This is a genomic window from Leptolyngbya sp. FACHB-711 (assembly GCF_014695615.1).
In the GTDB taxonomy this organism is placed as follows: domain Bacteria; phylum Cyanobacteriota; class Cyanobacteriia; order Elainellales; family Elainellaceae; genus Leptolyngbya_A.
In genome coordinates, this window is the sequence record NZ_JACJOR010000455.1 from 1 (window position 1) to 21,669 (window position 21,669).

At 51.1% G+C, this 21,669-nt stretch carries 19 protein-coding genes; 11 read left to right on the forward strand and 8 right to left on the reverse strand.

The features are described from left to right. A partial coding sequence (locus H6F80_RS20545; RefSeq protein ID WP_190793418.1) for a long-chain fatty aldehyde decarbonylase occupies positions 1 to 116 on the reverse strand: 116 nt, incomplete at its 3' end. Between the two features lie 168 nt (positions 117 to 284). Here H6F80_RS20545 and H6F80_RS20550 point away from each other — a divergent pair. The 4 genes from H6F80_RS20550 to H6F80_RS20565 all read left to right on the forward strand — a co-directional run bounded on the left by H6F80_RS20550 (position 285) and on the right by H6F80_RS20565 (position 2,815). Further along, positions 285 to 1,157 carry a carbohydrate ABC transporter permease gene (locus H6F80_RS20550; RefSeq protein ID WP_190793386.1) on the forward strand — a complete coding sequence of 291 codons (873 nt, stop codon included), beginning with the start codon at positions 285 to 287 and terminating at the stop codon, positions 1,155 to 1,157. A 342-nt stretch (positions 1,158 to 1,499) separates the two neighbouring features. Further along, a complete protein-coding gene (locus tag H6F80_RS20555) occupies positions 1,500 to 1,688 on the forward strand; it encodes a hypothetical protein (RefSeq protein ID WP_190793387.1) in 189 nt (62 codons plus the stop codon). 69 nt (positions 1,689 to 1,757) lie between these two features. Next, positions 1,758 to 1,910 carry a hypothetical protein gene (locus tag H6F80_RS20560; protein ID WP_190793388.1) on the forward strand — a complete coding sequence of 51 codons (153 nt, stop codon included), beginning with the start codon at positions 1,758 to 1,760 and terminating at the stop codon, positions 1,908 to 1,910. 23 nt (positions 1,911 to 1,933) lie between these two features. After that, the gene (locus H6F80_RS20565; protein ID WP_190793389.1) at positions 1,934 to 2,815 is read left to right on the forward strand and encodes a segregation/condensation protein A; all 882 of its coding nucleotides are present in this window, start codon (positions 1,934 to 1,936) and stop codon (positions 2,813 to 2,815) included. Between the two features lie 15 nt (positions 2,816 to 2,830). Here H6F80_RS20565 and H6F80_RS20570 read toward each other — a convergent pair whose 3' ends face one another. After that, complete coding sequence (locus H6F80_RS20570) at positions 2,831 to 2,977, reverse strand: hypothetical protein (RefSeq protein ID WP_190793390.1); 147 nt, start codon at positions 2,975 to 2,977, stop codon at positions 2,831 to 2,833. A gap of 221 nt (positions 2,978 to 3,198) precedes the next feature. Between H6F80_RS20570 and H6F80_RS20575 the strand changes: the two genes are divergently transcribed. Next, the gene (locus tag H6F80_RS20575; RefSeq protein WP_190793391.1) at positions 3,199 to 4,362 is read left to right on the forward strand and encodes a nucleotidyltransferase family protein; all 1,164 of its coding nucleotides are present in this window, start codon (positions 3,199 to 3,201) and stop codon (positions 4,360 to 4,362) included. 253 nt (positions 4,363 to 4,615) lie between these two features. On the opposite strand, the gene H6F80_RS20580 is transcribed toward H6F80_RS20575, so the two are convergent. Then, positions 4,616 to 5,371, reverse strand: coding sequence for a riboflavin synthase (locus tag H6F80_RS20580; RefSeq protein ID WP_199296715.1), 756 nt, complete (start codon positions 5,369 to 5,371; stop codon positions 4,616 to 4,618). A gap of 352 nt (positions 5,372 to 5,723) precedes the next feature. Between H6F80_RS20580 and H6F80_RS20585 the strand changes: the two genes are divergently transcribed. Beyond that, positions 5,724 to 6,173: a Fur family transcriptional regulator gene (locus tag H6F80_RS20585; protein ID WP_190793392.1), complete on the forward strand. Its 450-nt coding sequence runs from the start codon at positions 5,724 to 5,726 to the stop codon at positions 6,171 to 6,173. A 44-nt stretch (positions 6,174 to 6,217) separates the two neighbouring features. Here H6F80_RS20585 and H6F80_RS20590 read toward each other — a convergent pair whose 3' ends face one another. From H6F80_RS20590 to H6F80_RS20610, 5 genes are all read right to left on the reverse strand, one after another. Continuing rightward, complete coding sequence (locus H6F80_RS20590; RefSeq protein ID WP_242067488.1) at positions 6,218 to 7,033, reverse strand: circadian clock KaiB family protein; 816 nt, start codon at positions 7,031 to 7,033, stop codon at positions 6,218 to 6,220. Between the two features lie 724 nt (positions 7,034 to 7,757). Then, positions 7,758 to 8,516, reverse strand: a complete 759-nt coding sequence (gene hetL / locus H6F80_RS20595; RefSeq protein WP_190793393.1) for a heterocyst differentiation pentapeptide repeat protein HetL — start codon at positions 8,514 to 8,516, stop codon at positions 7,758 to 7,760. Positions 8,517 to 8,654: 138 nt separating this feature from the next. Further along, on the reverse strand, positions 8,655 to 11,084 hold the full coding sequence (locus H6F80_RS20600) for a GAF domain-containing protein (RefSeq protein WP_190793394.1): 2,430 nt from the start codon (positions 11,082 to 11,084) through the stop codon (positions 8,655 to 8,657). 111 nt (positions 11,085 to 11,195) lie between these two features. After that, on the reverse strand, positions 11,196 to 11,837 hold the full coding sequence (locus H6F80_RS20605; protein WP_190793395.1) for an ABC transporter permease: 642 nt from the start codon (positions 11,835 to 11,837) through the stop codon (positions 11,196 to 11,198). 14 nt (positions 11,838 to 11,851) lie between these two features. Then, a complete protein-coding gene (locus H6F80_RS20610; protein ID WP_190793396.1) occupies positions 11,852 to 12,559 on the reverse strand; it encodes a response regulator transcription factor in 708 nt (235 codons plus the stop codon). Between the two features lie 444 nt (positions 12,560 to 13,003). Between H6F80_RS20610 and H6F80_RS20615 the strand changes: the two genes are divergently transcribed. The 5 genes from H6F80_RS20615 (at position 13,004) to H6F80_RS20635 (ending at position 21,305) form a co-directional block, all read left to right on the forward strand. Continuing rightward, positions 13,004 to 13,918: a histone deacetylase family protein gene (locus tag H6F80_RS20615; RefSeq protein ID WP_190793397.1), complete on the forward strand. Its 915-nt coding sequence runs from the start codon at positions 13,004 to 13,006 to the stop codon at positions 13,916 to 13,918. Positions 13,919 to 14,032: 114 nt separating this feature from the next. Continuing rightward, entirely contained in the window at positions 14,033 to 15,952 is a 1,920-nt protein-coding gene (locus tag H6F80_RS20620) for an ABC transporter ATP-binding protein (RefSeq protein ID WP_190793398.1), read from the forward strand. 120 nt (positions 15,953 to 16,072) lie between these two features. Continuing rightward, entirely contained in the window at positions 16,073 to 18,304 is a 2,232-nt protein-coding gene (locus H6F80_RS20625; protein WP_190793399.1) for a PhoX family protein, read from the forward strand. Positions 18,305 to 19,080: 776 nt separating this feature from the next. Then, positions 19,081 to 20,850 (forward strand): ABC1 kinase family protein, encoded by a 1,770-nt coding sequence (locus H6F80_RS20630; protein ID WP_518523623.1) that lies wholly within the window; start codon positions 19,081 to 19,083, stop codon positions 20,848 to 20,850. Between the two features lie 86 nt (positions 20,851 to 20,936). Then, the gene (locus H6F80_RS20635; protein WP_190793421.1) at positions 20,937 to 21,305 is read left to right on the forward strand and encodes a hypothetical protein; all 369 of its coding nucleotides are present in this window, start codon (positions 20,937 to 20,939) and stop codon (positions 21,303 to 21,305) included. Positions 21,306 to 21,669: the final 364 nt, after the last annotated feature.

Here is a 21,669-nt window from a genome sequence, read left to right on the forward strand (position 1 = left end):
TAATTGTCAAATGCCTCTTGCTCACCCTCAATGACGATCGCATTGATGCGGCTATACGCGTCTTTATAAGACTCACTCTCAAAGTCAAGCTCAGGGGAGTAGTCAAGCTGCTGCATGGGTTCGTCGTCTCCTCGGTGAAACAGATATCCAATCCTAACCTCCACCCTACTGGTTTGCCGCTGCAATTTACAAGCAGACCGTTGAGCCAATAGGAAGATTCTTCTGAAAGGCAGCTAAGTTTGTAGCATAGCTTATGGATGCATTGAATACCCAAAGCTTTGCCGATGCCATCGATTGTTTCAGATCAATCTGCCCTTCCGTTTTTGCCTTTGGCTACCCGAATCACCGCTCGCCTCTTGCCCTGGCTGAATCGTTTCCTGCTTCTAATTGGAGCTGCGCTGGTGCTGCTGCCGCTGGCGATCGTGCTGCTAGCTACCTTTGCGCCTCCTGAAAGCCTGCCTACTTTACCCACTGGGAAGATTGGCTGGACATGGGAAAACTATCGCGCCGTTTGGCAGCAGGGCGACTTTTTGCGAGCGTTTGCCAATTCGACGCTGGTCGCGTTGAGTGTCACGCTTGCCCAGAGTATCACTTCGGCTCTAGCAGGCTATGGACTGGCGCGGTTTCAGTTTCGAGGACGATCGCTCATGCTGGTGCTGATCCTGGCAACGCTGGTGATCCCGTTTCAAATTCTGGTGATTCCGGTCTTTCTAATTTTGAAATGGGGGCATTTGATCAACACCTACGGCGCGCTCATTTTGCCTACTGCGGTAAATGGCTTTGGCATTGTGCTGCTGAAACAATATTTTGAGACAATTCCGATCGAGCTAGAAGAAGCAGCGGCACTGGATGGGGCAACGCGGCTGCAAATCCTCTGGCACGTTATCTTGCCTCTGGCACGTCCGGCGATCGTCACCCTCTTTCTGTTTTCGTTTATCGGTGAGTGGAATGACCTGTTTAAGCCGCTTGTTTTTACCACCCGTCCCGAACTGCAAACCGTCCAGCTTGCCCTTGCCGCATTTCAAGAACAGTTTACCGATCGCTGGTCGCTGCTGATGGCAGCCGTGGTGCTGGTCACTCTGCCCGTAGGACTGCTGTTTCTCGTCTGTCAGAGACAGTTTATTCGCGGGATTGCCGCAACCGGAATAAAGGCATAAGTCAAATCTGTAGTCCTTGCCTCTCTTTCTCGTCTCTATTTCTTAAGAGAGAGTTCATTTACAACTTTAAAACTTAACGGAATGAAAACGTTTACATTCAACAGAATTGTCAACTAAACTAGCGGTTAACTTGCTTGCACAGGGCAACGCATAACCACTGTGGTACTTCTTTGGATGAGTTGTCTTCTGTTAATAGGTGCATCTGTCTTACGGCATACTTCCTTCAAGTTTCACCCTGGTGTGGCAGATCATGCTACAGCAGGAAATGGCTGTTATCGCTACCAGATTTCGCAGCCACACTCTACTTTTTTGTTTTAATTCACCGGAAACTAAACCGCAGTAATGATCACACCTCATGAGGTTACTCAGTGCCTTCACCTGGCAAAAGCCCTTGATTTAATTTCATCAAGCCGTATGGTTGGCGGCATCCTCTACGTTTACACAGTTGCAGGGCAGCTTAAGCCCTTGGATCATTTTACCGCTGAGTTTCCTTTGGAGCGGTTGCAGGCAATGGCAAGAAAAAGGCTATAGCCGCTCATTTTCACGTTAAGGAGCTAATTCGTTAAGGATCTAATTAAAGTGGCTCTGGTCATCCTCCCGATGGAACTGCTGCTCCCTGCCAGAACAACAGACATGACAGAAGCTTCTGCTTTAATCGACCCGCTTAACAAGTGGAGTCTGTGGGTTCCGCTGCTCCTGTTAATTTGTATCGTGGTTGCTGCAATTTATTTTGTTCGCGCTAGCCTTAGATAAACTTTCTTTTTCCCTAACTTGTCATGTCCCTTTCCCTGGCGCAGAACGCAATTTCCTTCCTGATTGAGCTGGCGGAACGGGGAGAGATCAATCCTTGGGATGTGCAGGTGATCGAGGTGATCGATCGCTTTCTCAGCAAACTCAAGCCTGACGGAGGCACGGCTTCCCCAGGAACGATCGCAGCTAACGGACGCGCCCCCTACGAAGCGGATTTGTCTCAGTCGGGACAGGCGTTTCTCTATGCTTCGATGCTGCTGCTGCTCAAGGCAGACAGTCTTGCCCGCGAAGCCAGTGCCGAGCCACCGCCCGAAGAAGAGCTGGCAGATGATTTTGAACCGTGTGTGAATCCGGGCTTGCCGCCGCACTTGGAACGACGCATTCGCCGCCGAGCCACTGCCCCACCCATTCCTTCTCGGCGAGTGACGCTGCCTGAACTGATCACCCAGCTTAATTTGATCGCGGCAGCGATAGCAGAGCCAAAAACTCGTCGTGTGGTTGCCCGCCGTGCCCGGCCCCATTCCCAAAAGCAGGCAATTCGCACGATCGCCCAGCTTGCCCACCAGGAAAACCTTTCTGAGGTGGCGGCAATTCTGGAGCAGTTTTTGACCGAACGCTGGCAGGAACTCAGTCAGGGTGATGAATGGCTTAATTTTGAGCAGTTGCTCTACTGGTGGCGCGAGGTTCAGCCCGATCGATCGGCAGAAGAATCAGCTCCAAATGCTTCCCATATGGCTCACTCTGAAACAAGCGATCGCGTTGGCGTATTTTGGGCACTGCTGCTGCTGTCTGCCCAGTCCAAGGTGGAGCTATCGCAGCAGGTCTTTTACGAGGATCTAAACGTTCGCAGCCTTACCCCTGCCCTGCTGAGCGAAGGAACGCTGCCTGCCTTTGTTTTGCCGGACTGATGTTCTGCTGGAATCCTATTCTGCCGGACTGGTCAACCACTGGCATAGCCTTGTGAAATCCACCTTCTGCTGCATGACCCGTCCTCCGCCACCCTTTCGCCTGACCTGAAAAAGTAGGATGATGGGAAAGGCAATCCGATAGGCTTGAACAGTCTTTAGCAAACATATCCCCTGAGCGACTCAGGAGCCTTTATTGTTTTGCAAAACTGTCTTCCTCAAGGGACTTGCGAGATTCTGTCAACGTTAATTTCATCAGTCTATAGATTTTCTGCAAATCTTAAACCGATCGCCGCTGATCGGGAATAAGTTGTGAAAGACTGGAGAGATGCTTGCTCACTTCTGTCCAGCAGTTTATAGCCCAGGTATAGAGGGATAGACGTTATATGAAAGCCATGATTTTGGCGGCGGGAAAGGGTACAAGGGTTCGCCCCATCACTTACACCATTCCCAAACCGATGATTCCGATTCTGCAAAAGCCCGTGATGGAATTCCTGCTGGAACTTCTGAGACAGCATGGCTTTGACGAAATCATGGTAAATGTCAGTCATTTGGCAAACGAGATTGAAAGCTATTTTCGCGATGGACAGCGGTTTGGTGTTCAGATTGCCTATTCGTTTGAGGGCAGTATTGTTGACGGTGAGCTGAAGGGAAAAGCCCTTGGCTCTGCCGGGGGAATGCGCCGCATTCAGGACTTTTCTCCGTTTTTTGATGACACCTTTATTGTGCTGTGCGGAGATGCCCTGATCGATCTCGATCTGACGGCGGCAGTCAAGTGGCATCGGGAAAAAGGCTCGATCGCCACGGTGATTATGAAGTCAGTTCCACATGAAGATGTCTCCAGTTACGGAGTCGTGGTCACTGATGAAACCGGACGAATCAAAGCATTCCAGGAAAAACCATCGGTTGAAGAGGCACTGAGCACCGACATCAACACAGGCATTTACATCTTTGAGCCAGAAATTTTCAACTATATTCCTTCGGGCGTGGAGTACGATATTGGCGGTCAGCTCTTTCCCAAGCTGGTCGAGGTTGGCGCGCCTTTTTATGGCATCTCGATGGATTTTGAATGGGTCGATATCGGCAAAGTGCCCGACTACTGGCAGGCAATTCGCGATGTGCTGTCCGGTAAGGTGAAGAATGTGGACATTCCGGGTCATGAGGTCGCACCCGGCATCTACACAGGACTCAATGTGGCAGTCAACTGGGACAAGGTCAATATTCAGGGTCCGGTTTATATTGGCGGCATGACGCGCATCGAAGACGGAGCAACTATTATTGGTCCTTCGATGATCGGTCCAAGCTGTCATATCTGCCGCAATGCAACGGTCGATAACAGCGTGATCTTTGAATACTCGCGTCTGGGTGAAAACGTGCGACTGGTGAATAAGCTCGTCTTCGGTCGCTATTGCGTGGATAAGGATGGTGCGTCGATCGACCTTCAGGCGGCTGCGCTGGACTGGCTAATTACTGATACTCGTCAAACGTTGCCTGCTGCCCCTCCCGTTGAGCATCGGGCGATCGTGGAATTGTTAAGCAACGGCAGCTAACCCTCTTTCAACTCTCACCTAACCCTCCAATTCTGGCTACCCTGTATCCACCTGTTGAACTGAGCTTCGTTTCAGGCTTTGCCGCCCTCTAAATTCCTTAATTCTGGAGAACTTTGAACAGTTTTCGGGTTTTCCAGAATTGGGGCGGTTCATCAAGCACGCTGGCTCATTTCATCGCTTGTAAGTACAAAGCTGTTCATGCGGGGGAACTACTGGAAAACTGTGCTTCCTGCAAGTCGCAAAGCCGCTCAAGCTACAAATAGCCATGCTCCGCTAAAAAACTGGGGCTGAGGCTGTCAGGGGGAGACATTGCGGCGGTAGGTGCGGCGGAAGACCTTGCGGCAGGATGATTTTGGTCTGTCCGCAAAAACTTTTCCACATACTTTCCCAGTACGTCCCCTTCTAGATTGACCGGGTCGCCAGGTTGCAGTAACCGCAGATTGGTTTCGGCATACGTGACCGGAATGACCGCAACCTTAAACCAGGAGCCGATCGCATTGCAGTCTGCAATAGTGAGGCTAACGCCATTGACCGCGATGCTGCCTTTAGAGACAATGTAGCGGCTGACTCGTTCATCAGCGCGAAAGCTCATTTCCCAGGCGTTTTCGGTGCGGACTGCCGTGTCTAAATAGCCTGTGCCATCGATATGTCCGGTGACGAAATGCCCGCCGAGCTTACTGCCAACCCGCAGTGATGGCTCCAGATTAACGATCATCTCACCAGAAGTTTTGCCCAGCGTGGTGCGATCGAGGGTTTCTGGGGAAACAGCAGCAGTAAAGCCCTGGGGCAAGAGGTGCATCACGGTGAGACAAACACCATCAACAGCAACACTATCGCCCAGTTCTAAATCGTGCAAAATTGCTTCTGCGCCTGCCTGTTGCGAAGCACTCCCCCCGTGAGGAAAATTGCAGGTGATTTGCATCAGGTCGGTTCCAAGGGGGCGGAGTTTGCCAATCGATCGAACAAGTCCAGTAAACACCAGTTTTTCCCAGATTTCTGACTTTTTCATCGTAACAAACTGCAACTTTTAATTCGATCGCTTTCCGCTGTTAATGTATGCTGCGCTTTACTTCTAGCGTTTTATGACCCATTTATTTCCTCCAGCAGCAAATCAACTTTTTCTGCTTCTTGCAAGCGAGTCTTATTAGAAGCCCCACATCCTCTAGAGCCAGTTGCTAGAATTGCAGAACAAATGGATCTCCGAACTGCCTTTAGCCCTGATTTTGAAGCTGCTTTACCAGGGACATTCGCCGCTCATCTCACTAGGGATCATTCGCAATAATCCTTTTCTCTTGCAAATTGAAAGGTGCAATTGCTATCCTTCCCATTAAGGCTGCACTGTTGAGAAAGGAAAGTGGGCTATGTATACCGTGTCCTCTCTAAAGTCCGAATTAAACGAGCGAGGCTGGCGACTCACCCCGCAGCGAGAAACAATCCTGCAAATTTTTCAAAATCTCCCAAAGGGACAACATCTGAGCGCGGAGGATTTGCATAACCTACTGCTTGACGACGGTGAAGCGATTAGTCTGTCTACGATTTACCGCAATCTGAAGCTGATGTCGCGGATGGGCATTTTGCGGGAACTTGAGCTGGCAGAAGGGCACAAACACTATGAGATCAATCAGCCCTCGCCCTATCATCACCACCATCTCATCTGCGTTCGCTGCAATAAGACGATCGAATTTAAAAATGATTCGATTCTAAAAACAGGGGCAAAGACGGCTCAGAAAGAAGGCTATCACCTGCTTGACTGTCAGCTTACGATTCATGCCATCTGTCCCGAATGCCAGCGATCGCTCCTGCCTGTTTGATGCTTGTTTAGGCAAGTTACCTGTTTAGGCAAGTTAGGCACAACTTATTCTGACCAGTTTGTGACGATCAGCGTTTGCAGCAGTTTATCTGCGCTCGCCAAATCTCCCACAATCCGCCGTACTGGGCGGGGCCAGACTCTCACTAATGTCGGCGTTGCTGCAATTTGGTCTGCTTCTGCCAGTTCAGGATGACGGTGAATATCGACAATTTTGAGCGTGTACGATCGCTGAAGCATTTGGTCTAAAAGTTGATGCAGTTCCTTGAGAATGCGTTCGGTTCCCAGCGTGGCGCCTGAGACAAACAAACGAAAGACATAACCTTGAGTTGGGGCGATCGGCTCAGCAGGTGACCAGGACAGGGTCGGTCCGTCAGTTTGAGGGGGCGTGAGCAGCTTGGCTTTCTCAAATCGCACCAGCAGGTCGTGATCTTCCCAAAGCTGTGGAAACGGTTTGCGGTAGGTTTGCAGCACGATCGGGTCACACAGTTCTTCAGGGCAGGGGGCAGCGTCCCAAACCACATCGTTTACGCCAAACAGGGCGTTTAAGAGCGATCGATGCCGCAACACAAACGGAGACGCTTCTGCAAAGGTGCGAACGGTTTGGCTTTGAGAATCAAACCAGCGATCGATCGTGGCGGTATAGGCAGGTACGAGAAAATGAGGCGGTTCCGGTAGACCTAGCATTTCTTGCAGCACGGCACAAAGCTGCAAATGCCAGTAACTCTGCTTTTTGGTATCAATGCAATACACCAGATCACCGCCTGGCGTAAAAAGCGCGATGCCCTTAAATAAAGCAGTTTCCAGAGAATTGGACTGGAGCGGATGAGTGCGATTTTGATCACTCATAATGGCGAAAGCCATAGAAAAACTACATTGACTTTCTCAGTGGAGACTGGAAAGCGTATATGAAGTCAACATAACAGAGGAAAGAACCTCAATCCCAGGCTGCAACGATTTCTTTTATTAATTTAAAAAGAAATACTAATGGACTTCTGGGCGATCGTCGTCTTGAGAAGGGTTGAGCAGAGCCCAGAGGGGCAACCGCTGTCAGCATAACGAGGCAGTTCCTCATACGCCGGATATTGAATTGGCTACCCTTTCTCGATCGACAGAAAGGTGAATCTAAGCAAATAGCAAAAACCCGGTAGTTACACCGGGTCAAATCGTTCCTCACTTCCTGGGAAGGATTTATTCAAAACTTGATTAATTATTAATCAAATGATTTTTCTTTGTCTCTTCTACATTCATCTTCTTGATCAGGGCTGGTTAAACCCGGCAAATCATTTGACTCCTGCTTTTCAGTGAAAAGATCTTTTGGATTCGCCAACGATTCTGGATTTAGATTTGGGACTAAATCTTTAGCCTTCTGTAGATTTTTTTAGCAAATCGTAACGTATCACTTGTGAGCTTTCCAGAATCAATGCGTTACGGTGATTTGTCTAATTCATCTTGAGAAGAAAACAGGTTCAAATTTTGATCCCTGAACCTCAATTAGCGCAAATTAAGAAAGACTTGTTGAGCGGTTTGCGATTTGTTTTTTAGCATAAACCGCTTGGGTAAAGAGTGCTTCATTCCCCTGGGCTACCTAATCGGGTGAGTCTGAAATGGATTGTCTTGTTCCATCCGGTAGGATTGCGCCTGTCCAATCCACATGGGTGAGGATTGCGCCGGTTAAATCTGCTCCTTTTAGATCGGCATCGCGCAAAATTGCTCCGGTTAAATCAGCATAGCTAAGGTCGGCATAGCGCAGGCTGGCTCCACTCAAATCCGTTGCCGCAACGCTCTGCTGCGGTTCTTGCGGCATTGTGCTTTGCGCTAATCGGCTCTGGAGCTGGGCACGGCAGAGTTTGGCGCGATCGAGGTTTGCCCCGGTCAGAATCGTCCCGCTGAGCTGGGCATAGCTTAAGTCTGCCTCGGTTAACCTTGCCTGACTGAGATCGGTAATTTGGTCGGCAGGAGGGCGAAAATCAGCCTCAAATAAATTCGCATCCCTGAGATCTGCTGCAATCAGACTTGCTCCCCCAAAGCTGGCTTTACACAAAATTGCCGATCGAAGGCTTGCCCGCTCTAGCTTTGCACCGCTCAAATCTGCTTCTCGCAAAATCGCCTCATCCAGGTTTGCTTCTGTCAGAATTGTTCCCCAAAGCAGGGCTTCGCTGAGGTTTGCCCGCCGCAGACTGGCATTGTGCAGATTGGTTTTTCCTAGACGCGCTTGTCGCAAATCCGCCTCACTGAAGTCGATCTTTGCCAGGTCTAGATTCAGCAGATCTATTTCGCGCAAAGTGAATCGCCGGAAGTCCCTTGTGCCGGTGGTGTATTGCTGAAGGATAGCTTCGGGGGTCATTCGTGGATGGGGGGCTATTGAGAGAAGGTTTGTCTTTATTAGTTTTCAGTGATTATTTTCATTGCTCAAGGGGCGAAGGGTAGATTATCGATCACTGCGTTGTTGGGGTAGGCACTTCTGGGGAATTTAAGGGGGGATTCAAGCGTTTGTTACTTGTAGATCGAGTGGGACGGTGAGCAGGAATGTGGTGTGACGATTGCCGCTTTTGATTTGAATTGTTGCGTCTAATCGCTGCACCAGTCTTTTGACGAGTGCCAGTCCTAGCCCCACGCCGCTATATTTCCAGGGATCATGGTTGGGGATGCGGTAGAACTTGTCAAAAATTCGCGTTTGCTCGTCGGGGGGAATTTCAACGCCTGAATTGCAGACGCTGATCTGAAGGGCCGGTCCGTCAAGCAGTTGACTCACTGAGAGGGCGATCGTCTCATGGGGGGGAGTGTATTTGCAGGCATTATCGAGCAGTTCGGTGACGATGCGTTCTAGATCAGTCAGGTCGGTTGTGAGCGGGGGCAGGCGATGCGAAGCACTTCCCTCAGGGTGGTCGGGAATGTGTAGCTCCAGGGTTTGCTGATGTCTCTGGGCACGCTCGATAAAGGGCTCAGCAACATAGCGAATCCAGCTTCCCGGATCGATCGTAGTCAGCAGCAGGGGTTCAGTATTGGCATCTAGCCGCGACAGGTCGAGCAAATCGTCAATTAGATTAATCTCTCGATGGGTTTCTTGCTTCAAGATTTCAAAATGGCGATCGATCGCTGTGCCTTCGCCCAAAAGCTGCAATTGGTGCAAATGGATTTCTAGCAGTTCGGCTGCCATTTTGATATTGGCAACAGGCGTTCGCAGCTCGTGGGAAATAGTGCTGAGAAAATCATCTTTCAGGTAGTTAAGGCGTTCTAGCTCTATCACCTGAGCTTGGGCAGCCTGGTAGAGACGGGCTTGACGAATGGCGATCGCACACTGATTAGCGACCTGCTGCACCAGTCGAATTTCCTGTTCTTCGTAAACTCCATCGCTCTCTTTGTACAGCCACAGATCTCCCAAAACGCCCTGGTCATCAATAATTGGGCAAGCCAGTACCACAAACTGATTAGCGAGTGCCCGAACCGGAGAACCTATTACATAAATGGCGTTGTGCCAGCAAAATTGGAGATATTCTCCGCGTAAAAGCGGCTGATAGTATTCTGGAAATCCTTCGACCGACACAATTCTGCCCTGGGCGACGGGAACCGTGCCTTGAATGTATTCGTAGGCGATCGTCGAGAGCTGGTGCTGATGGCTATAGATTCCCGTATCGCAGCTTGAGATTCCCATTGCCAGGGTCAGTTCTCGTACAGCAGTCTGCAAAATTTGCGCTTCATCAAGGCTATCGCGCACTTTGTCTGTAATTCGCTTAAGCGTTGCCTCAAACTCAAATGCCTGTTGAAGCTGAGCAGTGCGCTGCTGCACCTGGAACTCCAGGGTTGTATTAAGCTGGCTAACCTGCTGATACAGCTCCGATTGCTGAATCGCGACGGCAACCTGACACGCAAGCTGGATGAGCAAGGAAACATCCTCCTGCTGCCACTGACGCGAGGCATCACACTGGTGGGCGATTAAAAGCCCCCACAAACGGTTCTGCTGGGGAAGAAGCTGGGCATGATTTTGCAAATCAGGTTGTAGGTTATTTTGCAGAATGGGGACAACTAGATTTGCCCGGACGTTAAGCTGAACGAGCAATTCTCGATAGCACGGGTGCAAATCTGCCCGATCAATGTCTTCAATCTGGTGAATCCGTCCTTCTAAATACGGCTCATGCCATAAATGCTTAAAGCAGGGGTCGTAGATTTTGCGATACAGAATTGAGGAGCAGCCCGGACGCACCGACTCAACAACCACCTGCCCGTTCCAATCGGGAGCGAACTGAAAAATCACCACCCGATCGCTTTGCAAAAAGTCCCGTACCTCTTCCACTGTAGTTTCCAGGACTTTACTCAAGTCGAGCGTCTGCCGAATTCGCTGGCTGATTGTCGTTAAGAGCCGCTCTCGTTCGAGCCTCTGCTGTACCAATTTTGCCGAGGGCTGGGGCTGTAGCGGTTCGAGCTGTAATTGGGTTGCACTGCCATAAAGCAAACCATCTTTCCCCAGCACAAACCGCCAGGAAAAACGTCGCTCGCTTCCGTCGGCATGGCGCATCCGAGTTTCAAACTGGCAGTGGGGCTGAGGCGGCAGCGAATGCAGGAGCGATCGAAACTGGGACTGAGTTGCAAAAACATCCTCAGGATGAACCAGATCGAACCAGTTCTGCTGCTTTAACCCCTGCACACTCCATCCCATTACCGCTTGCCAGTCAGGACAGAGCAGGACAATCTTGAGCAAGTCACTCTGCCGCAGACCATCAGGCAGGGCGATCGGGTGTGGGGAAGCCGTTTCTTTTGCAGAGTTATCTTTTGCGGGGTGATTGGGCTGTAAAACACACAGCAGCAAAGTACCCAGCCCGAAGAAGGACTGAAGCTGGCTCTGAGTTTTAGCAAATTGATGCAGTAAGCCTTCTAGATCAGTAAATTGTTCGATCGTCATCCAGCCCGCAGACATTAAGATCCCAGATTTAGCTTACTTTACCTTAAAGGTCCTCCTTATAGCAGCAAGCCGCATAAAAGCAATCCCACTATGGATAGAGAGTAGAGAATAAACGGGAGCATGATGCTAGGGTTTGGGCGGCTGTAACCACTGCTGAAGTCCACTAAAGCCAATTTCTGCCAGCAGAGCCAGCAGCGCAACGGGAATGGCTCCGACCAGCAAAATTCCACTGTCGTAGAGGGAAAATCCTCGCACAATAAAGGTTCCCAGTCCGCCTGCCCCAATAAATGCCGCAAGCGTAGCACTGGCAATCACTTCAACTAGCGCAGTTTTGATTCCCGCCACAATTCCGGGCAACGCCAAGGGCACTTCAACCCGACGCAACACCTGCGAACCGCTCATGCCCATGCCTGCTGCCGCTTCCCGCACTAGAGGATCGATCGTCCGAAACGCCACGTCTGTATTAATCAAAATGGGCGGCATTGCCAGCAGCGTCAGGGCGATCGTTGCAGAGCGAAAACTCAGCCCAAAATAGGGAATTGCCAGAAACAGAACTGCAATGCTGGGAATCACGCGCAGGGCATTAAAACCGTTGATAAAGGCAGTGGCGGCTAAACGCGAGCGAGAACTCCACCAGCCCAGCGGCAAACCCAGCCCTAAGCCGATCGCCATCGGCACCAGCACCAGCAGCAAATGTTGCCCAAATGCCTCAACCAATTCCTGCCCGTGTTCGATCGCATAGGCCCATGCCTGCCCTAAAACCTCCATGTGCCCGAATTCCGCTAGCTGGTTACATCTTCAAACTTGTAGCCCACACCGATTACCGTTTTCAGAAACGTGGGATTCGCCGGATCAGGCTCAATCTTCTTTCGTAAACGGGCAACGTGCGTATCCACCACGCGCTCATCGCCAAAGAAATCACTGCCCCAGAGTTTCTCAATGAGCTGAGTTCGATTCCAAACGCGACCGGGATGGCTCATAAAGGTGGTGAGCAAGTCAAACTCCAGCGTTGTCAGGTCTAGGGTTTCGCTGCTGTGATCGTCTAGCTGACGGTGAGCCACCCGCTGATCCACATCGGCAGAAAAGTGAGGTGTTTGATAAGCGCGGGTTTGTCCACCCTGCCGCAAGGTACGCCGCAGCAGTGCTCGCACTCGTGCCACCAGTTCTCTGGGGCTAAACGGCTTGACCAGATAGTCATCTGCGCCCGTAGAGAGTCCGATGATGCGATCGATTTCTTCCCCTTTTGCCGTCAGCATCAGAATATAGGGGTCTTTGTTTCCAGGCTTCTGCCGAATGCGAGCGCAAACCTCCAGCCCATCCAACCCAGGCAGCATCAAATCCAGCACAATCAAATCAGGCTGCTGTTCCTGGAAAACCTGAAGCGCGGTCAACCCATCCCGGCAAATCCGGCAGGTAAAGCCTTCCTTTTCCAGATAGAGCTGAATCAGCTGAGCAATTTCTGCTTCATCCTCAATAATTAGGATTTCCATAGGAACCGATCGACCCCGTGTTTGAAATGGTGAATCTGATGTTTCGCGATCGTTTTAATTAATACCGTTTTAACTAATAAGGGCAATTGAGCAGTCGCAGCAATCCGACATCGCCCCCTAAACTTCCCATCCCATAGGAACTTAGAAAATCCCCAGAGAGCGAGGTTCCCCTTAATAAGGAAACAAACGGTTCGGGTCGCATTTAAGACTTCTCAAACAGCCTTTTAGACCTTGCCTTGCCAGAATCATTTCTATCCTAATCGCTGGCTGCATAAACAGCGACACCCCCGCTTCGGGCAAGTTCAGCTCATCATCGCTCTATCAGCTCTGGAATGTAAAACAACCTTCTCAACCATCCCTCCTCCCCCATTTCCCCGATCTCCAGCAAAACTTAGCCCCCCTATCCCCCTCATCCGCCCCTCATCCGCCCCTTTCTTTACCCCAATGGATCTCCCCATCGTCTACCATCCCCACTACGTCGCCCCCCTTCCCCCCGGACACCGCTTCCCAATGCAAAAATTTCGGCTGCTCTACGAGACGCTGTTAGCCGATAACGTTGCCCATCCTTCCCAATTTCACGCGCCCAACCTGCCGCCGATCGACTGGATTGAAACCGTACACACGCCCCAATACGTGCAGGCCTACCGGGAGGGAACCCTTGACCCTAAAACGCAGCGTCGGATCGGTCTGCCCTGGAGTCCAGAACTGGTGAATCGCACCTGTATTGCAGTCAGCGGCACAATTCTCACAGCGCGGCTGGCCTTGCAGCATGGATTAGCCTGCCAGACCGCAGGCGGAACCCATCACGCTTTCCCCAACTATGGCTCTGGATTTTGCATTTTTAACGATTTGGCGATCGCCGCACGAGTCTTGCTTCGGGAAAATCTAGTGCAGAAAATTCTGATTGTCGATCTGGATGTGCATCAGGGCGACGGCACGGCTTTTATCTTCCAAGACGATCCGCGGGTGTTCACTTTCTCAATGCACTGCGGTGTTAACTTCCCCGGCACAAAGCAGCAGAGTGATCTGGATGTGCCCCTACCTGAAGGCATGGAGGACGATGAGTATCTGCAAACCCTGGCAGCCTATTTGCCCGATCTGCTCTCGCAGGTGCAGCCCGATCTGGTGTTTTACGACGCGGGCGTAGATGTGCATCTGGGCGATCGGCTGGGGAAGCTGGCACTGAGCGATCGAGGGGTGTTTTGTCGCGAGATGCAGGTTTTAAGCACCTGTCTATCGCTGGGCTATCCGGTCGCTTGTGTGATCGGCGGCGGCTATGCGGAAGACATGAATGCATTGGTGTATCGGCATTCGCTGCTACATCGGGCGGCGGGGGATGTGTATCGGCAGTACGGGTAGAGGAGTGGCAGAGTGAGTGAGGAGATGGGGAGGTGGAGAGTAATCTCTCTTCTAGTTCATGTTGCCTATTCGTGCCTTAAGCTACAGTGAAGATCGTTTTTCTCTGCTGACTGCATGACTTCTGCTGATTCGATCGCCAATCCTCGTCGCGGTTCCAGACCGACCGATCTAGGGTTATTCAAGATTTTGTTTCCCTACGTACGGCGGGACTGGCGGCTTTTAAGCTTTGCGCTGCTGCTGATGGTTCCTCTTGCACTGGCGAACGCGGCGCAGCCGATCATTATTGGTCAGGCAGTGGCGTTGGCAAATCGGGAATCCGTGATGGGTTTTTTGCAAGGGCGATCGTTGGCAGACGGGGCACAAATTTTGATCGGGCTGCTCGTGCTGACGTTGGTGGTGCAGTTGTCCCTCAGCGGCATTCAGGGCTATTTGATTCAAAAAGTAGGGCAGCGGATTACGGCGAATCTTCGCAACGATTTGTTTTTTCACGTCACGTCGCTGGCAACTCGCTTTTTCGATCGCACTCCAGTAGGCAGGCTGATTACGCGCTTAACAAGCGATGTGGACGCGCTGGGCGATGTGTTTTCAACCGGGGCGATCGGGATTATCAGCGACTTTATTTCGATTCTGGTGCTGATTGTGGTCGCGTTTCAGCTTCAGTGGCAGTTGGCGTCGTTGCTGATGGTGTTTTTGGTTCCGGTCACGGGACTGGTGATTTACTTTCAGCAGCAGTTTCGGCAGGCAAACTACCGCGCTAGAGATGAACTGTCTGCCCTAAATGCCACGCTGCAAGAGAATATTGTCGGTATTAACGTGGTGCAGCTTTTCCGGCGAGAGCGGTTTAATACCGAGCAGTTTCGCGCCATTAATCAACGCTACATTGTCGAAGTCGATCGCACGATTTTCTATGACTCTGCCGTGTCTGCAACATTAGAATGGGTTGCCCTGGCAGCGATCGCGGGGGTGCTGTGGCTGGGCAGTCTACTGGTGCTGCAAAGAACGCTGGATTTGGGGATTCTCACCTCATTTATCCTTTTTGCTCAGCGATTGTTCGACCCTTTACGCCAGTTTGCCGAGCGGTTCACCGCGATTCAGGCAGGGCTGACGGCACTGGAACGCGTGAGCGATATTTTTGAAGAGCCGATCGAGATTCGCGACCCAGAGCAGGTAAAACAGTACGCAGGAGCGGCTCATTCGGCGCGAGTCCCCCACCGAGAGAACGGCTTTGGCTCGGTGAACGGTGCAGCCAACGGTGCAATTTATCCGGCATTGGATGGCTCAACCAATGGTTCTAAACCGCAGCCGAGCGAAATCTGTTTTGATCACGTCTGGTTTGGCTACAAGCCGAATGAATACGTGCTGCGCGACCTTAATTTCACGATTCGTCCGGGCGAAAAAGTGGCGTTAGTCGGACCCACCGGAGCCGGGAAAAGCTCAATTATTCGCTTGCTCTGTCGCCTTTATGAGGTCAGCGAGGGGAGAATTCTGTTAGACGGAGAAGATATTCGCAATTTGCCCCAGGCAGAACTGCGTCGTCGCATGGCGGTGATCTTGCAGGACGGCTTTCTGTTTGCAGGTGATGTCAAAGGCAATATCACGCTGGGGGAATCCTATTCGATCGATCAGGTGCGACAGGCAGCAGCGCAAACAAACGTGGCGGATTTCATCGAGGGTTTACCCCAGGGTTACGATACCGAACTGCGACAGCGTGGCACAAACCTCTCCGCAGGCGAAAAACAGCTCCTTGCTTTCGCGCGAGCCGCAATTCGCAATCCCAGCATTCTCATCCTGGATGAAGCGACAGCAAATCTGGACGTGGTCACTGAAGCCCGAATTCAGCAGGCACTCGAAACACTGCTGGTCGATCGCACTGCCATTATCATCGCCCACCGTTTGTCTACGATTCGCAGCGTCGATCGCATCTTAGTGCTGAAACAGGGGCACTTAGCCGAGTCAGGTAGCCACGAGGAACTGCTGGAGCAAAACGGACTCTATGCCAGCCTGTATAAGCTGCAAATGCTGGGAAACGATTAGCTTTGCGTTGGAATGAATTACCCCTTAAGGAATAGATAAAGGGTTGTTAATCATCCCTTTGACTGGGGCGCATAGGATATCCAAGTGTCCTTATGTGAGATTTTTCCAACTGGCTCTGCTATGGCGAAAAAACAAGATATTCGCGCTTCCATCAGAAAAGCTTTGGCTGCTGATGATGCCATTCATAACACTTCTGCAAATGACTCGTTTGGTCAGGTTTTAGACCGTGCCCGGATAGGGCGACGGGGCTTTTTGAAGGGCAGTTCGTCCCTAGCAGCAGCCTCAATGCTCGGTATGGGATTGGCATTTCTGGGTGATTCGGTCAAGCGCCAGGGGCAAGCGGCTAAAGCTGCATCAGGTCTTACCCTGAGTTTCAAGCCTGTTGCCAAAAACATCGCTGACACCCTCACGGTTCCCGAAGGTTACACTGCCAAAGTTCTACTTGCTACAGGCGATCCGCTCAAAAGCAACGTGACCCCCTACAAAAATGACGGAACTGATAACGACTTTGATGTGCGGGCAGGCGATCATCATGATGGCTTACATTACTTTGGCCTGAGACAGGACGGCAATGGTTGGGACCCGAGCAACAGCGATCGTGCTCTGCTTTGCATCAACCATGAAGTCTGCGAAGACCTGGGCTTTGTGCATCCCAACGGACCCACTGATTATGGTCCAGAAAGTACCGCAGCTCGTCCGCCGATCGAGATTGATAAGGAAGTCGCTGCTCATGGCGTCAGCGTGGTTGAGATTGCCAGACAGGGTACAACTTATCAGATCAACCGTGATTCGCAATACAACCGCCGGATTACAGCAGCAAGTGTTTTCGAGATTTCTGGTCCTGCCCGTCGCAACCCCATGATGGCTACCGCATTTTCTCCCAGCGGTGAGCAGACCCGGGGCACCTTAAACAACTGCGGTCATGGCTATACACCCTGGGGCACGTACCTCAGCGGCGAGGAAAACTGGGCGGGGTATTTCCATCGTCGAGAAGAAGATTCCGTCCTGAATGCAAAAGAATTAGCATCCTTTAAACGCTACGGCGTCAGCAATGACACCTCAGGTCGCTACAACTGGTCGCGGGCGGGCGCATCCGATAACATCGATCTCTACCGTCGCTGGGATGCAAGCAAGACGGGCAGCAGTGCCGACCAGGATTTTCGCAATGTTGCAAATACCTTCGGCTGGGTGGTGGAAATTGACCCGTTTAACCCCAACGCCACCCCCAAAAAGCGGACTGCTCTGGGCCGTATGGCTCACGAGGGAGCCTGGTCTGCCAGAGTCGTTGCGGGTCAACCCCTCGTTTTTTATATGGGGGATGACGCACGCAACGAATACATCTACAAGTTTGTTTCTGCTGCCAAGTGGGACCCCCGAGACGCATCAGGTGGTATAGCAGCAGGAGATAAGTACCTGGATGCAGGCACACTGTATGTTGCGAAGTTTAACGATGATGGGACGGGAGAATGGTTGCCCCTTACCCTGAACAATCCCAACATTGCCAATGATGCAAACTATGCCTTTGCTGATGAAGCTGATGTGTTGATCAATGCCCGCCTTGCCGCTGATGCAGCCGGAGCAACCAAGATGGATCGCCCGGAGTGGGGTGGAGTCAACCCAGGCAACGGGGAGGTTTACTTTACCCTGACCAATAGTGTGTCGAGCAGCAGCGGTCGGGGGGTAAAAACACCGCTTGATGCTGCCAATCCTCGCTACTATGCCGATGCCAAAGAGGACGAAACAGCCCAGGGCAATGTCAACGGTCACATTATTCGCTGGCGTGAGTCTAACAGTAATCCTGCGGCTGCCACGTTTAACTGGGATGTTTACCTCTTTGGTTCGCAAGCCGATGCCGGGTCAGATATTAATCTGTCCGGTCTGACCAATGAGAATGATTTCTCTAGCCCAGACGGTATCTGGTTTAGCGAGTCAGTCCCGGGTTTACTGTGGATTCAAACGGATGATGGCTACTACACCGATGCCACCAACTGTATGATGCTGGCTGCGTTGCCGGGGTCAGTCGGAGACGGAACCGAAAAAATGGTGGCTAACAAGGCAGTGCCTCTCAACGCGAATGCGGATCAGATGGTCAAAACCTATGTGGGCCAGTCTGCCAGCCCAACCGTGCTGCGTCGTTTTCTGGTGGGTCCGCGTGACTGCGAAATCACGGGCATCACTGAATCGCCCGACGGCAGAGCGATTTTCGTCAATATTCAGCATCCAGGCGAAAATAGCAAGTCCCCCACTGACCCGACTCAGTTCACAAGCCACTGGCCGGATGGCGGCAATGCCCGTCCTCGATCGGCTACGGTGATGATCACACGCAACGACGGCGGCATAATTGCGAGCTAAGAGGATGCTTGAGCAGTAGATGTTTGAGCAGTAAAAGTTGCTACCAAACTGCCCCCTAAATCGGTCAACTTTAGGAGACTTTGAACCGGAGAGTTGGCTCAGAAGTTTCCTAAAATTGGGGGCTGGGGGCAAATGCAGGACATCGGACGCTTTTCAAACATCCTTTAAGCTGCGTTAACCCAACGCCAGTCAACCTAATCATGAGCAACTTGAGGAGAGCCTAGACTATTGTTAGGCTCTTTCTTTTTACTCTTGGCTAATTCTCTTTGCTAGTTCTCTTTGTCGCCTAACATTCAGCATCGATCGCTGGTGTGCCCAAGCTGGAACCGATCGATAGATCAATTAGGAAGTTCAGCGATCGTACCTACACTGAGAAATATTATTGGGGAATATTGAGGCACAGTGCAGAAGCCAGAACAGCCAATCAGCAGGCAGCCCGAACTCAAGAGCTAGGCACAATTACCTAGAAATATGCGATGATAACAGAACGTTATTTCGCAACCTGTGACCGATCGATGCAAAAGTTAATCACTGTGCAAGTTTTCCGCCATTTAGTTGTAGTTTCTTATACGACTGTTAAAATTAGATAAGAGAACCAAACATTCAATACCTCAGTATCGAGCATTCCGAATCAGGCGAACTGCGTGCGGTAATCTCACTGTAAGCATTCAGGGCAGTTGCTTGATTTTCAATGATTCCAAGGATTCATCTGAATCAATTTGGCTGCATTCGCAGCTCAAGCTCTTCCCATTTGCGACAGAGAGGCATAGCAAGGCGTGATTCACTCTTCATTCAGTCAGATGCGGCGTTACGATTCAGCAGCAATTACACGCTATTATCGCTTGCGTCCGTGGCGAGCTATCTGGCGAACGGTTTCAATTCTTTGGCAGTTTACTGGCTTCCTGCTAGGGCTAAAGTGGGACGACTGGACTCAGCAATCTGAGACCTATAAGCCTAAGCGGGCAGCGCAGCTCCGGCACATCTTGACCCGCTTAGGTCCAACCTATATTAAAGTCGGTCAGGCTCTCTCCACCCGTCCTGACCTCGTTCGCAAAGATTTTCTCGACGAACTCACTAAGCTGCAAGACCAGTTGCCGCCCTTTCCCACGCCGATCGCCTTCGCCATTGTGGAGCAGGAACTCGATCGCACCATCGATGAGATTTATGCAGAGATCACGCCTCAGCCGATCGCTGCTGCCAGTCTGGGACAAGTTTACCGTGCCCGCCTCAAAACCGGACAGGAAGTGGCAGTGAAGGTGCAGCGTCCCAATTTGCTGCCGACTCTGACGCTCGACCTATATCTGATGCGCTGGGCAAGTGGCTGGCTGGCTCCCCTGCTGCCGCTTAACCTGGGACACAATCTCGCCCTGATTGTGGATGAGTTCGGCACAAAGTTATTTGAAGAAATTGACTACCTGAATGAAGGACGCAACGCCGAGAAGTTTGCCGCCAATTTTGCGGATGATCCCACAGTAAAAGTTCCCTCGATCTACTGGCGATACAGCAGCCAGCACGTCCTGACGCTGGAGTGGATCAACGGTTTTAAGCTCACTGATATGCAAAAAATCCGCGAGTCCAATCTCGATCAAGACGCACTAATTGAAATTGGTGTCACTTCTGGACTGCGGCAGCTTCTCGAGTACGGCTTTTTCCACGCTGACCCCCATCCAGGTAACCTGTTTGCCACAGCCGACGGGCAGATGGCGTACATCGACTTTGGCATGATGGATCAGCTCAGCCAGGAAATGAAGGAGACGCTGGTTGATGCCGTGGTGCATTTGATCAACAAAGACTACGTAGAACTGGCAAAAGATTTCGTCAAGCTGGGCTTCCTCACCCCCGACACTGATATTCAGCCGATCGTCCCAGCTTTGGAAACAGTTCTAGGCAATGCACTGGGGCAAAATGTCCGCGATTTCAACTTCAAGACGATTACGGATCAGTTTGCGACCCTGATGTATAACTATCCGTTCCGTCTACCTGCCCAATTTGCACTGATCATTCGATCGCTGGTAACACAAGAAGGACTTGCCCTCAGCCTCAACCCCGATTTCCGCATTGTAGATGTAGCATACCCCTACATAGCGCGACGGCTGCTCACAGGCGAATCCCCTGCTCTGCGGCGCAGACTGATCGAGGTGCTACTTAAAGACGGCAAGTTTCAGTGGCAGCGGCTGGAAAATCTGATTTCGATCGCCCGCTCCGACGATCACTTTGATATCCTGCCTACGGCACAACTCGGTTTACAATACCTGTTATCGGAAGAAGGACACTATTTGCGTCAGCAGTTGATTCTCGCCCTTATAGAGAACGATCGGCTTCATACCGAAGAAGTGCAGCGGCTCTGGAATCTGATCAAAGATGACATTAAGCCTGCTCAGCTTTTCAATGCAGCGATCGGTGCTTTAACGGATCTGTCAGCTGCGGGTGCAACTTCGCTCCTGCCCTCCGTTGCAGCTTTGATTAAACCTCCCAGCCATCAGTCAAGAGCTCAGTCAAAAGCTCAGTCAACTAGTGCAACGCGCCTTAACCACTCATCGCTTTGAGTTCATACTCCGAACTGATTCTGGTTTCTGCTACGTCGCGATCCTTTTGTTTTGCTCGTCCTTTCCTCAGTGAACTCATGGAGCCAATGTTTTTCTCCTACGAACCGCCGTACCTTTTGCTGGTCGCGGGGCTATTCATCGGCATCGCCTGCGGTGCAGCCTTTGAAGCGGTTCTTAAACAGTCTGTCCAGGCTTGGGCAAAAGATCGATCGACTCGCAATCTGGCAAATCTTCAGGGACGGGCACTGTTCATTCCGTTCCTGGGGATCTGTATCGGAATTTGTATGTTTCTAGGGGCGGGCATGACGGTTTTTGGTTTTCCTACGTCTTTGTCCTACGGGATTGCGTTTCCCTTAACGGTGCTGATCGCTGCGCTAGTATGGTCGCAGCTCGGCAAAATCCTGATTCAGCTTGAGCAGGGCGGCTCTAAAGCTCTTGATTTAGATATTTACTAAGGCAGATAAGCCTGAAGCTTTTACCTAAGGACACTGTTCCTACTCTCTTGTTCTAGCCCAGATAGCAACAGTGACATATCTCGATTTAAGGAAGCCATCCCGCTTCCTTTTTTGTTTTTTCAGCTATCGAACACTTGACTTATTCAACAAAAACTGATGCCGCTATTCCTATCGCAGCTAGGGCAGAATGCAGCGATAGATATTTCTGAGTAAGCTCAAAAATAAGTTAAAAGGAGGAAGCCTACACCCCCTTTTACTCAGACTATTCATTGTGCTTAGCCTATCTACTAAGTGATAGTGAAACATCATAAGTTTGGCGGATGTTCCCCTCGCTGGAGGATTGCTAATTTGAAATTAATTTGAA